The sequence below is a fragment of the Clostridium sp. BJN0013 genome, assembly GCF_040939125.1.
Classification (GTDB): Bacteria; Bacillota; Clostridia; order Clostridiales; family Clostridiaceae; genus Clostridium_B.
Window position 1 is genome coordinate 1,371,239 of record NZ_CP162495.1, and the last position, 13,540, is coordinate 1,384,778.

Genomic DNA, 13,540 nt, shown 5'->3' on the forward strand with positions numbered 1-13,540 from the left:
TCAACTTAGCATTAGGAGGTTTGGTATGCAAATTAGAATAGAAAAGGATTTACTGGGAGAGAAAGAAATAGATGATTCTTCTTATTTTGGAATCAATACCAAAAGGGCTCTTGAGAATTTTAATTTAGGAGGAAAAACCGTAAATTTAAATTTAATAAAAGAAATTGCACTTATAAAGAAAGCAGCTGCCATAGTAAATGAAGATTTAAAAGAACTTCCTAAAGATAAAGCAGAGGCTATAATTAAAGCCAGTGAAGAGGTTATAGAAGGAAAGTTTGATAGCCAGTTTTACCTTAGTGCATTTCAAGGGGGAGCCGGAACGTCTACAAATATGAATGTAAATGAGGTTATAGCTAACAGAGCTATAGAAATACTGGGAGGGAAAAAAGGAAATTATAATTTAGTGCACCCATTAAATGATGTAAATATGTCGCAGTCAACTAATGATGTTTATCCCACGGCTTTAAGAATTGCAGCTATAAAACTTATAAGAAAATTAAGCAGCTGTCTTGCAGAGCTGCAGGAAGAGCTTCAGATAAAGGAAAATGAATTTTCAGATATAATAAAGCTTGGAAGAACCCAGCTTATGGATGCGTTGCCTATGATGGTAGGACAGGGATTTGGAGCTTATGCAAAAGCAATAGCCAGAGACAGATGGAGAATATATAAGGTGGAAGAAAGGTTGAGAGAAGTTAATATAGGAGGTACTGCCATAGGTACAGGACTTAATGCCAGCAATAAATTTGTATATGAGATAACAGATGTGCTTCAGGATTTAACGGGTCTTGGAATTGCAAGGTCAGATTATCCAATGGATGTAACTCAAAATTGTGACATATTTGTGGAAGTTTCAGGATTATTGAAATCTTTGGCAGTTAATCTATTGAAAATTTCAAATGATTTAAGAATTTTAAATTCAGGACCTGTAGGGGGGATTGGAGAAATTGTGCTTCCTAAAGTACAATCCGGTTCTACCATTATGCCAGGCAAAGTTAATCCGGTTATAGCAGAAATGACTGCCCAGGTAAGTATGAAGGTAATATCAAATGATATCGCCATCACCATGGCAAGCAGTTCAGGACAACTGGAACTAAATGCATTTACCCCTTTAATTGCAGAAGGTTTACTGGAGTCATTGGAACTTTTAGAAAAGACAGTTATAATATTTAGAGAAAAGTGCATCAAAGGAATTAAGGTAAATGAAGAAAATTGCAAAAAAAATCTTGAGGCATCTACTGCTCTGGTAACAGCTCTTGTGCATTACATAGGATATGACAGGGCTGGAAAACTGGCAGAAAAGGCTTTAAAAGAGCATAAAACAATAAGAGAAGTTTTATATCAAGAGGAAGTACTTCCAAGGGAAAAGATAGATGAAATAATAAATCCATATCAACTTACAAAGCCTGGAATACCGGGAATATGAGTCTTTTAAACAATTAAGGGTTGAGGGTTAAGAATTAAGAGTTTAGGATAATTTTCTTTTGTAAACTTTAGAAAATCTAAAAATTTTTCCTTAACTTTTTAATCTTCACTTTTAACTCTTAATCATTAAAAAGGAGGTGAATTTAGTGAGAGTCTGAAACTTATAGTGAATTTCTCTCGCTAAAGATAACAAATGAGTTTAAATGAAGCCCCCCGTTCCGTTAGAGTACATATAGCTCTTTTTGGAAGGAGAAATGCAGGTAAATCAAGTATTATAAATGCCATAACAGGGCAGGATATAGCTATTGTATCTAGTGTGAAGGGCACTACTACGGATCCGGTCTATAAATCAATAGAAATTCTTCCCATAGGTCCCTGTGTCATAATAGATACAGCAGGACTTGACGATAGTGGACACCTTGGAGAATTGAGAAAGAAAAAAACTCTGGAAGTTTTGAATAAGACAGATATATCACTGGTAATAATAGATTCAACTGTAGGGATTACAGAGTATGACAGATATATAATTGATGAAATTAAGAGTAAAAAAATTCCTCTTATAGGGATTTTAAATAAGTGGGATATATCCAATATAGATGAGAAAGATATTAAAAATATAAAGGAGGAATTGGATATTCCTCTTATGGCTGTATCTGCTGTTACAGGAAAGGGAATAAGAGAATTAAAAAATCAGATATCCGGTATATTGCCTAAGGAAGAGGATAAATTCAAGATAATTGGGGATTTGATAAGTCCTGGAGATTTTGTGATACTGGTTACTCCTATAGACAAGGCCGCACCTAAGGGGAGACTTATATTACCCCAGCAGCAAACCATAAGGGATGTACTTGAAAGTGATGCTATTGCAGTGGTCACCAAGGAATATGAACTTAGAGAAACATTGGAAAGCTTAGGTAAAAAACCTAAAATAGTAATTACAGATTCCCAGGCATTTTTAAAAGTGGCTGCAGATACACCAAAGGATATTTTGATGACTTCTTTTTCTATATTATTTGCCAGATTTAAAGGTGACTTAATAGAACTTATAAAGGGGGTTAAAGCTGTAAAGAAATTGAAAGACGGAGATAAGGTATTAATAGCAGAAGGGTGTACTCATCACAGACAGTCTGATGATATAGGAAAAGTAAAAATACCAAGGTGGATAAGGCAGATTACAGGTAAAAAAATAGATTTTGAGTTCTCCTCTGGGGTATCTTTTACAGATGACATAAAGAGATATTCTCTTATAGTTCACTGTGGAGGATGTATGCTAAATAAATCTGCAATGCTGCATAGAATTAATACTGCCAAGGAGTTTAAAGTACCTATAGTTAATTATGGTATACTTATTGCCTATGTTCAGGGTATACTGGACAGAGCTTTGACGCCATTTCCAAGGGCTAAAATGATATGGGATGAAGTGGAAGAACATTAATTTTTATAATTGATATCTTAAATTAAATCTGATAAAATGTAATTAATATTATAAAAGGGCAAGGTATGTAATTAATGAAGATAAACTAATTCAGCTTTAGGAGAATTAAATTTAAATTTTACGGGCTAAGTAAGCCTTTTATTCTGCTGGATTAGTTTAAATGAAATAACACACTATAAGTATGATAACAGTACTATAAATTTAGGTATAGTATACTATTTATGTACCTGTTTTTCATTTATCTTTCCAGCATTTTGCAAAGGAGAGATTTTTTTATGCTTATTTTAGAAGCTAGGAATTTAAAAAAATATTATGGGAATAGGCTTATTCTATCTTTAAAGAATTTAAAGGTAGAAAGTGGAGATAAGATAGGAATTGTAGGTAGAAATGGTGCAGGGAAAAGTACTCTTTTAAATGTCTTAGCAGGGAATGCAAAAGAAGATGGGGGGATCATTTACAGGCACTGTTCTATATCATATATTAAACAATTTTCAAATGAGAATATAACAGCTGATGGAAAAATATTAAAAGAGTTTAAAGTAGAGAAAAAAATTGACAAAAGCAATGTAAGTGGAGGGGAATATACCAAGCTCAATATCGCAGCTGCATTAAGTAAGGAGGGGGAACTGCTTCTGGCAGATGAACCTACTTCCAATTTGGATTATGATGGTATTAAGCTTTTACAAAAAAAATTATCTAATATAGAAACATTTATGTTAATAAGTCATGACAGGGATTTTATGGATTCACTTTGCAATAAAATTGTTGAAATAGAAAATGGAAAACTTTCTTTCTATGAAGGAAATTACTCCTCTTATGTTAAACAAAAATCTATAGAGATGAAAAGCATGCAAAATGAATATACTCAATATATAAGTGAGAAGTCAAGGCTTCAGAAAGCTATTTCCGAGAGAGAAAACAAATCAAAATCTATGAAAAAAACTCCAAAGAGAATGGGAAATTCAGAAGCAAGACTTCACAAGAGAGAAACCTATGGAAAAAGAAAAAAAGTAGAAGGGGCAGCAAAAACTATGAAAACCCGTCTGGAGAAACTGGAGATTAAGGAAAAACCGGATAAAATTCCAGAAATAAAATTTGATTTTTCACTGACTGATCCTCCTAGAAATAAAATAGTGATATCTGGAAATAAAATATGTTTTAGCTATGACAGTAATGTTGTTTTAAATAATACTGATTTTAAAATATACAATGGAAGTAAAACTGCCTTGGTTGGAAATAATGGTTCGGGAAAAACTACATTGCTAAATCTTATAGATAGTCACTTTGATCCAATATATACTGTACCTAAGGCGGTAATAGGCTACTTCTGTCAGAGATTTGAAAATTTAGACTATAATAAGACCTTAATTGAAAATGTAATGGAAGATTCCATTCAAAGTGAAAGCTTTGTAAGGACAATTCTGGCAAGATTATTGTTTTTTGGTGATGATGTATACAAAAAAGTATCTGTACTAAGTGGAGGAGAAAGGATAAAAGTTTCTTTTGCAAAATTATTTGTTTCAAGAGCCAATGTATTACTTCTTGATGAGCCTACAAATTATCTTGACATGCAGTCTATTGAGGCTCTTGAAAGCATTCTTAAAACCTATGAAGGTACAGCTGTATTTGTATCCCATGACAGCAAATTTATAAATTCAGTGGCAGACAGATTAATGTTATTAGAAGGTGGAAAAATAACAGAATTTAATGGGAATTTGAAAGAATTTAAGGAGCAGCAAAAACTGAAAAATAACAATAGCTATCATGGAATGGAGAAGTCAATTTTAGAGATGAGACTTACTGAAATTATTTCTAAAATGTCACTGCCAAATTGTGATAGAGAAGTCCTTGAATTGGAATATAAAAGCATTTTAAAGAAATTAAACAAAAACACGTGAAAATGGAGATAATATGAATATTACTATAATTGCCGTAGGAAAATTGAAAGAGAAATATATTAAAGATGCAGTGGAGGAGTATTCCAAAAGGCTCTCTCGGTACTGCAAATTAAATATAGTGGAAGTACAAGATGAAAAGACTCCCGATAATGCTTCTGAAAGTGAAGAAAATATTATAAGGGAAAAGGAAGGCATGAGAATACTTAAGTATATAAATGACAATATGTATGTAGTGGCTCTTGATTTAAAGGGAAATATGATGGGTTCTGAAGAGTTTTCAAATCTTATAGGGCATTTAGGGCTTTCAGGAAAAAGCAATATTACCTTTATAATTGGAGGTTCACTTGGCATTTCCAGTAAAATTTTAAAAAGGGCTCATTATAAACTGTGTTTTTCAAAAATGACTTTTCCACATCAACTTTTTAGAATGATGCTCCTTGAGCAGATTTATAGGGGGTTTAGGATAATGAGAGGAGAACCGTACCACAAATAACGGAGGTTTTTTGAGTAATAGGTTGATATGAGCGGGATTGGGAGATTGACTTGAGGTTAATATTGATAAAAATTTTATGAATATATGATTTTAAATTGTAAAATGTGTTATAATATAAATACAAAGAAAGGAAATAAAAACAGGATGCTGTCAACATACTGTAGTATACAATCTAGTTGTTTAGGCAACTGGTATTACTAAATTTTTTAAACAAAAATAGTAGCAGCCACTTGCCGGTAGGAGCTACTATTTTTTCTATAAGTAAAACTATTAATGTTAATAGTGATATTAAGAATAAACCACTTTGAAATAGTAACATTAAAATGCTGTTACTCATTTGTATCACCTCCCTTCAAAAAGGGATGGGCGATACCAGTAGCCCACAGGCAACCTATTTAATTGTACTAGTAAATTATAGCATGTATGATGTTTTAATCCTATAGCTGGTATTATCTGTTTCTTTAAAAATATATATTATAGAAATATAAAAGCATTTGTTGATGTAGAGTCGGATCAGGAAATGCTTTATTTTTTATATTTGGAGGATGGTAACATGAAAATTATCAAAACACTGAAAGATATTGAGCTGTTAAAGGATAAGTCATAAATAGATAGGGAAGTGTTTCAGGAAATTGAGGAATATTTCAAAAATATATACAATCATAGGCAAACTGGAAGGAAAGATACATTTGAAAGCATAGCTAATGCTGCTATTTATCCTATATTATCTATATAAATTTGTAAAGAAAAGTTATTCGGAGGTTCAGGACATTATGAAAAAAAATGATATAATTTATTTATAAATTAATTCAAAAAAATAACCAACTGTTAAGTAAAGACCGTTTATATAATTTTACAGTTAAATAGTAATTTGGGAGGAGATTAAAATGGTTTTATTAGTAGTTGATACACAAAAGTTAATAACCAATGAAAAATTATATAAATTTGATATGTTTGTATCTAATGTTAAGAAAATAATACATGAGGCTAGGTAAACAATATTGAAGTAATATATGTGCGTCATGATGGTGGAATAGGAAATAAATTAACAAAAGGAACTGATGGTTTTGAAATATATGAAAAGTTTCAACCGATGAATGATGAAAAGATATTTGATAAAAAGGTCAATAGTGCTTTTAAAGAAACAGGATTATTAGAATATTTAATAGATAAGGGTGAAAAAGATATAATCATTATAGGACTTCAAACAGATTATTGTATTGATGCTACTATAAAATGCGGATTTGAACATGGATTTAATATTATAGTTCCAGCATATGCAAATGCAACAGTTAATAATAAATTTATGTCAGCAGAAGAAAGCTATAAATATTACAATGAATTTATGTGGAATGGCAGATATGCAGAATGTATTTCATTGGATGAAACGATTAAAAGAATGAAATAGTTAAATTCCAATTTGAGTAAAAAGATTTTAAGTATTTATATTTAACAAGGAGGATTTTTATGAAAGAATACATAGTAGATAACATGAACAACAAGATTAGGTATCATGATTTACCTGGTAAAGACACGCCAATATTATTTATTCATGGATTGGGTTGTGCTGGCTCATTTGATTATCCTGAAGTAGCATCACAAACTTGTTTAATAAATCACAGACGAATATTAATAGATTTGCTTGGCAGTGGGTTTAGTGATAAACCAGACAATTATTTATATACTGTAAAAGAACATGCGAAATATTTGTATAATTTTGTACAAGACCTAAAGCTTTATAGGCTTATTATTTTTGCACATAGTTTAGGTGGGGCTATTGCACTTGAACTTGCTAATAGATGTAAAGAGAATATTGAAACAATTATTCTTAGTGAAGCTAATTTGGATAAAAGTAGCCAGGGTTCATCAAGTTATGAATTTGAAACCTATAAAGAAGAAGATTTTGTAAATGGAATATTTGATGAAGTTGTCAATGAAAATTCTAGTGAAAATTCTATATGGGCATCCGCATTATCAGTTTGTTCTTCCACAGCAATTAGTAGAATTTCAAAGTCAGCGGTTGCTGGAGCGGAGCCGTCATGGCGTGAAATATTATATTCGTTGCCATGTAAAAGAACATTCATTTTTGGTGAAAAATCTTTGCCGGACGATGACCAAACTGAGTTGGAGAAGCACATGATAAATATTGAAATTGTAAAATCAGCAGGACATTCTATGGCTTGGGAAAATCCGAAGGGATTAGCAGAAGCAATAAAAAAAGGTATTCTTTATGCACGAGGATTGTAGACTTTAGAAATTGGTCAATTACGAGTGGAATATAATCTATTTTATTTCGTATTGATAAGGACGGTGTTTCTAATGAGTAAAAATTTACAATAAGGTCCAAACCCAAATGTGATATATCCAAATGAAGTAATAGAGAGTGTTTGTTATATTAAAAACGTAATTACTCGTCCCAATATTATTATTGGAGATTATACTTACTATGATGATCTTAGTGGACCAGAAAACTTTGAAAAACACGTTTGAGGATTTGCCAATTAAGGGTGATGCTGTTATTGGTAATGATGTTTGGATAGGACAAAATGTTACTATTATGCCTGGAATTCATATAGGTGATGGGGCAATTGTTGCAGCAAACTCAGTGGTTACTTATATTATGTCTATTATGTCCAATTCGGATTACAATAATATAGCTTCTCATTTTGGTAAAAGCAAGGTACAATTGCAAAATGGAGAGGTATTTATACGCACCTACAATATAATGGGAAAGATGGGAAGTAAATATTTTATAGATGACAAGGAATATTTGACTCTGATTGTCGGTGATAAAAATTTAAAGTTTAAAATAAAGGATGAAATAAGTGGAGGAGTAATTTCTTTAAAACTTCTTTAGAAATATTCCACATAAAAAAACACTCCTTCATGTTAATAATTGTAAATTTGTTATCTAAAATTATTGCCTTGAAAGAGTAGCTTTTGTTCACTTTACACAAAATTTTTTAAAGGCTCTTTTCTATTTTACAAGTTTATTCATATCTTCGGCTATATTTTTAAGCTCATTTATATTTGCTTCAATTTCTTCACATGTAGAAGCATTTTGAGAAATTGTTTCAGCTACAGTGTGATATTGTAATATTGTGTTTTTAGTTATATTTGATATTTCTTTATTGAATTTAACAGCATTTTTAGTTTGTAAAAATAAAGTATTGGATGCTTCATTTATATCAATGATATTGCTGCTAAATGATTTTAAATGATTATTCATATCATTTATTCTACTTACAGTTTGATTTATAATGCTGTTTCCTTCCTGAGATTTTTTGTTATTGCCCTTCATCTGATCCTGTACTATGTTAATCTTATTCTTTAATTTACTTACTATTGTACTTGCCTGATCCAAAGATTGTTTTGTGTCTTCAGAAAGTTTTCTAATTTCATCCGCTACTACTGCAAAACCTTTACCATATTCACCTGCTCTTGCTGCCTCGATTGAAGCATTTAAAGCAAGAAGATTAGTTTGCTCAGATATATTTCCGATAAGATTCAATATTTCATCAACTTTAGCAGATTTCTCTTCAAGATCTTTAGTTGACTCAAATGTATTTGCTATTTCATCTTTTATATTTGAAATAATTGAAAGAGTATCATTCAATGATTTTTGATTATCTTCTGTAATTCCTATAAGATTATTTATTTTATTTTTGCTGTCTTTAATCTTATCAACAACAACTTCATTAGTATTTAACAAAGTATGGAGTATATCTTCATTGTTATTTGATTTATCAAGCATTTCATCTGAATTCTGAGATGCGAGGCTTGTTGCATCTGAAACTTCAACAAGAGAACTTGTCTGTTCTGCAATAGCAGCACTTAAATTTTCACTAGATGATAAGACAGTATTTGAAATCTCAGATATTCTTTTAAATAACTTAAGCAATTTTTCATTTTCTTCTCTAATTTCAGCTTCTTTTTCACTAATTGATTTCAAGAGCTTTGATGCCATGTAGACCATTATAAAAAGAAGTACAAAAGTAATAACCACAGTAACCATAGTCATATATATTTCTGCACTTGCCAATTTTTCATACTTAAGAATAGATGGATTATGAATAAATACTATTACAATACATAAAGCACTTAATACTACTGAAGCTATTATCATTTTAAGATCGAAAAACAGAGCTCCGAGGATAACAAAAAAGATAACTATTAACCACACAGAATTCAAATGCATAGTAAAATTAAGATATAAATATTGAAAATACGTTATTGTTAAAACTAAGATTTTAGTTACATTTAAAGCTTTTGGGTCAATACTGTCGCAAGCAACTACCCATTTATAGCACTTATAAAATACTGCTCCATAAATAGCAACAAGTATTCCAAGTACAATCAAGGTATTTGAAGTTATTTCGTCGTTTATACCAATTAATTTCATAACAGAAAAACATATAAAAGACATAATGCAACATACCATGTAAATTATTAGAACTATTTTTAAAGACTTCTTATTAAAGATTTTTTGAAAACTTTCTTTATATTCCATTTAGTACCCCCATTATATAATTTTTATTTAAAATCTTGTTTAATATTTGAATAATATAACTATGCCTTGTGATCCTGCAGCAAATGTCCAAATCATTATATAGTCTCCTCTTTTTACCTTACCTTTTTCTATTGCTTCATAAAGTGCTATGAAGGGACTGCTTGTACCTGTGTATCCATATTTATCTCCAATATACAAGCTTTTTTCCTCAGATATATCCATAGCTTCTCTTATTTTATATATATTTTTAACTGCAAGCTGTGAAAAACAGAACATACTTATATCATCCTTTGTAATTCCATTTCGTTTAATCATTTTTTCCATAATTCTAACAGCATTTGAAATAAACTTCTCACTGCTAAAAGGAAGCCACTTAAGATAAAGTTCATCCAAATTTTTTGATTTCAAAAAACTTGAAAACCCACGGCTTGGATAAAGAACCTTGTCCACTATATCTGTGTTCACATAATATTCATTATCAATTAAGCCACAGTCCTCATCAACCTTTTCTAAAATCATTGCGCATGCTGCATAACCGTAATTACCATAACATAGCTCATTATCATGATTTATAATAGCATTATCGTCATCGCAGCCAATTATAAGAACTCTTTTTGCACGTTTTGATGACATAAGATAATTTGACATATTTTCAAGGGCAACAGCCATACCTGCACAATTTGCATTGACATCAAGGCACATTACATTAGCACTCATATTTAATTCTTTATGTATTAAAATTGACGTTGCAGGTGATATATATTCTGGCAATATGGAGGAATATATAATTGCATCAATGTCTTTTCCTTCAAGATTAGCTTTTTTTAACACGGATTTTCCTGCCTTTATAGTTAGTTGAAGGGCTGACTCACCATCATCTAGCATATATCTTTTATCTCTTCCCATTACATCTGCAAGTAGGTGTTTAATATCCTTGTCTTGTTTTCTAAAGTATTCAAGATAAAAATCATTTGAAATAACTTTTGATCCATGGCATACATCAATATAACTTAATTTTACTCCCAATTTATGTCCTCCCTAAAATAGCACTTTATCACTTTATAAATTAAAAGTGCCCATTATTTACTATTAATAATAGGCACCAAAATATACATGATTTTTTATAGTTAGATAAACTTTGGCAACCTGGCAATCATAGAAAAATAATTTTCTTAAGACCCATAGCTTTGCGACCCTACCTTTCGATAAGTGTGCTATTATCAATATTTATATAAACTATATTACGCCCAAATTTTACAAAATTCAATAGAAATATTTTATTTTTGTAATTTGTATGACGTAATTAGTGTAAATATGTAATTTATAGTAAAATATAATTTTACTATAAGATAAAAAAAGGCTGTTTTTTTATAGAATTTAAATTGTCTCATTCGTAATTTAGTTGTAGTATGTGATGCTGAGTAAATCATTTGTTACAAAATTGATAAATCGAATAGAAATATGATAGAGTATAAATCTGGTGGAGGAGAATAAACTACCTTGAAATAGTAACATTAGACTAGGGTTACTAACAGAAAATATTTGTCTATGAATAACCTTAGCTTTATATAGAACCATTACACAATCTTATTGGTTTAACTCTAATAACATAAGATGATGTGTTTATGTATAATAGCTCAATATTTTGAAAGTAAGTTTAAAACTTAATAGTTTTAGGTTTTTCTGTAAAGGAATATATGGTGGCAGTTGCACTTTTTAGGTAAAGTACTTCACAATTTCCATCGTCAGCAGCATACATATTTTTAAGATTTGGATATTCATCAAGCATATGTTGTCTAGCTTCAACTCTGTCATCCTGTACAGCAGTGGCTGTAATACGTATCCAAGTTCCATCTTTACCCATAGCACAGATCTCAACTTTAGGATTCTTTTTCATTTGTGCAAATACCTTTTTGACGTTTCCAGTCTGAATGTAAAGATTTCCTTCAAAGATAGCTATTGTACCAAAAGGTCGAACCCTTGGTTGATCGCCTTCAGATGTTGCTAGGTAATAGGTACCGATATCTTTTAGATATTGATAAACTTCATTCATTTTAATTACTCCTTTCAATTTGTATGATATAATCATTTTAACTCTTGTATTTAAAATAACAAGTATGATTTTTGCATAATTTTAGTATTAAATTAGGGTGTGTCTGAAAACTAAATATTGCGAAAGAACCGAGTTTTAGGTAAAATAAGATAAAAAACTTGGAGGGTGCAAATATGTCACAGAAGCGTTATGAAATATCAGATGAATAATGGGATCAAATAAAAAACTTAATTCCAATAGCAAAAACAGGACGACCTCCAAAAGACAACCGACTTATATTTAATGCCATACTATGGATTGCAAGAAGTGGTGCAGCATGGCGTGATTTACCAGAACGCTTCGGTTCATGGAAAACTGTATACAGTCGTTTTTGTAAGTGGCGTAACGATGGTACTTTATTAACAATTTTTAAAGAGTTAACCTCAGATGCAGATTATGAAAATTTAAGCATTGATTCAACATGTATAAAAGCCCACCAGCACAGTGCTGGTGCTAAAAAGGGGCTGTAAACAGCGAAACAAAACAGCATATTGGACTGAGTCGCGGCGGACATACAACAAAAATTCATGCAGTTGTTGATGGACTTGGCAATCCAATCCATTTTCAATTATCATCTGGCAATCTACACGACAGTACACAGGCCGTAGATGTTCTTTCCAACGTTGATATAGAAGGCAGCAATATCCTGGCAGATAAGGCATATGGCACAAATGAAATTAGAGAATATATTACTTCAAAGAAATCCTCATATACTATTCCACCAAAATCAAATGTAAGAGAACCATGGAATTGTGACTGGTGGCTGTACAAGGAACGTCATTTAGTTGAATGTTTCTTTAACAAAATCAAACATTTTAGAAGAATTGCAACTCGTTATGACAAGCTTGCTGATTCTTTCCTTGCTTTTGTTTATATTGCTGCTATTTTTATTTTATCTAAGTAATTTATTGTTGCATTGTTTTCAGACACACTCTAATACTAAAAGAGTAGATATGATGGAGAATAAAGGTAGCCTTTTTGAAAAAGGTTCTTGAAGGTGTTTATAATAAAAATTATAGATTAGAGAGATAGTAGTACAATGAGGTGAAGTATTTGAAACAAATAGAAATATTGATTGTGGAGGATGATAATGATATTAATAAAATATTGGAATTAATTGTGAAAGAACAAGGATACAAAGCAACTTGCTGTTTTTCTGGTACAGAGGCTCAATTAAGGCTTCAACAACAATCCTTTAATCTAATTTTGTTGGATATCATGCTGCCAGGACTAACTGGGGAGGAATTACTGAGGGAAATTAGAAAACAGTCATCTGTTCCGGTTATTGTTATTTCTGCAAAAAATATGATTGAAGACAGGGTGAACTTGCTAAAATTAGGTGCGGATGATTATATGGTTAAACCCTTTGCACGTGAAGAAGTTGCTGCACGAATTGAAGTTCAACTACGTAAAAATTATTTACAATACACAGAGAATTGTTTAAATTGGAAAGAACTTACTTTGGATGAAAGTCAGCATAGGGTAATGGTTAAAAAGTTGGAATTAAATCTCACCAATGTTGAGTTCGATATTTTAAAAATTATGTTGAAGCATCCCAAACAAGTATTCTCCAAATTTATCAGGGAAATGACAATAGTATCAGTGTTCATATATCCAATATTCGTAAAAAAATTTCTGCTATTACCAATGAAGAATATATCAAAACTATTTGAGGAATTGGTTTTTCACT

At 31.0% G+C, this 13,540-nt stretch carries 9 protein-coding genes, 4 pseudogenes and 1 riboswitch; of the genes and pseudogenes, 10 read left to right on the forward strand and 3 right to left on the reverse strand.

Annotated elements, in window-relative coordinates; genetic code table 11:
• Window positions 1-25 precede the first annotated feature (25 nt).
• From AB3K27_RS07055 to AB3K27_RS07085, 7 genes and pseudogenes are all read left to right on the forward strand, one after another.
• Window positions 26-1,423 (forward strand): aspartate ammonia-lyase, encoded by a 1,398-nt coding sequence (locus AB3K27_RS07055; protein ID WP_368490526.1) that lies wholly within the window; start codon window positions 26-28, stop codon window positions 1,421-1,423.
• A 192-nt stretch (window positions 1,424-1,615) separates the two neighbouring features.
• Window positions 1,616-2,857: a [FeFe] hydrogenase H-cluster maturation GTPase HydF gene (gene hydF, locus AB3K27_RS07060; protein WP_368490527.1), complete on the forward strand. Its 1,242-nt coding sequence runs from the start codon at window positions 1,616-1,618 to the stop codon at window positions 2,855-2,857.
• Window positions 2,858-3,132: 275 nt separating this feature from the next.
• The gene (abc-f, locus tag AB3K27_RS07065) at window positions 3,133-4,755 is read left to right on the forward strand and encodes a ribosomal protection-like ABC-F family protein (protein ID WP_368490528.1); all 1,623 of its coding nucleotides are present in this window, start codon (window positions 3,133-3,135) and stop codon (window positions 4,753-4,755) included.
• A 13-nt stretch (window positions 4,756-4,768) separates the two neighbouring features.
• The gene (gene rlmH, locus AB3K27_RS07070) at window positions 4,769-5,248 is read left to right on the forward strand and encodes a 23S rRNA (pseudouridine(1915)-N(3))-methyltransferase RlmH (protein WP_368490529.1); all 480 of its coding nucleotides are present in this window, start codon (window positions 4,769-4,771) and stop codon (window positions 5,246-5,248) included.
• Between the two features lie 887 nt (window positions 5,249-6,135).
• Window positions 6,136-6,656: pseudogene (locus AB3K27_RS07075) on the forward strand (cysteine hydrolase family protein).
• 59 nt (window positions 6,657-6,715) lie between these two features.
• Window positions 6,716-7,495 (forward strand): alpha/beta fold hydrolase, encoded by a 780-nt coding sequence (locus AB3K27_RS07080; RefSeq protein ID WP_368490530.1) that lies wholly within the window; start codon window positions 6,716-6,718, stop codon window positions 7,493-7,495.
• 108 nt (window positions 7,496-7,603) lie between these two features.
• A pseudogene (locus AB3K27_RS07085) lies at window positions 7,604-7,862 on the forward strand (DapH/DapD/GlmU-related protein); the annotation flags it as partial.
• A 363-nt stretch (window positions 7,863-8,225) separates the two neighbouring features.
• Here AB3K27_RS07085 and AB3K27_RS07090 read toward each other — a convergent pair.
• The 3 genes from AB3K27_RS07090 to AB3K27_RS07100 all read right to left on the reverse strand — a co-directional run bounded on the left by AB3K27_RS07090 (window position 8,226) and on the right by AB3K27_RS07100 (window position 11,811).
• A complete protein-coding gene (locus AB3K27_RS07090; protein ID WP_368490531.1) occupies window positions 8,226-9,758 on the reverse strand; it encodes a methyl-accepting chemotaxis protein in 1,533 nt (510 codons plus the stop codon).
• A gap of 39 nt (window positions 9,759-9,797) precedes the next feature.
• On the reverse strand, window positions 9,798-10,784 hold the full coding sequence (locus AB3K27_RS07095; protein WP_368490532.1) for a 3-oxoacyl-[acyl-carrier-protein] synthase III C-terminal domain-containing protein: 987 nt from the start codon (window positions 10,782-10,784) through the stop codon (window positions 9,798-9,800).
• Between the two features lie 111 nt (window positions 10,785-10,895).
• Window positions 10,896-10,984, reverse strand: a riboswitch (cyclic di-GMP riboswitch).
• Window positions 10,985-11,415: 431 nt separating this feature from the next.
• Window positions 11,416-11,811: a pyridoxamine 5'-phosphate oxidase family protein gene (locus AB3K27_RS07100; protein WP_368490533.1), complete on the reverse strand. Its 396-nt coding sequence runs from the start codon at window positions 11,809-11,811 to the stop codon at window positions 11,416-11,418.
• A gap of 218 nt (window positions 11,812-12,029) precedes the next feature.
• On the opposite strand from AB3K27_RS07100, the pseudogene AB3K27_RS07105 reads away from it, so the two are divergent.
• From AB3K27_RS07105 to AB3K27_RS07115, 3 genes and pseudogenes are all read left to right on the forward strand, one after another.
• Window positions 12,030-12,754, forward strand: a pseudogene (locus AB3K27_RS07105) (IS5 family transposase).
• Window positions 12,755-12,969: 215 nt separating this feature from the next.
• Window positions 12,970-13,185, forward strand: a pseudogene (locus tag AB3K27_RS07110) (response regulator); the annotation flags it as partial.
• A 284-nt stretch (window positions 13,186-13,469) separates the two neighbouring features.
• Complete coding sequence (locus AB3K27_RS07115) at window positions 13,470-13,523, forward strand: hypothetical protein (protein WP_368491196.1); 54 nt, start codon at window positions 13,470-13,472, stop codon at window positions 13,521-13,523.
• Window positions 13,524-13,540 lie beyond the last annotated feature (17 nt).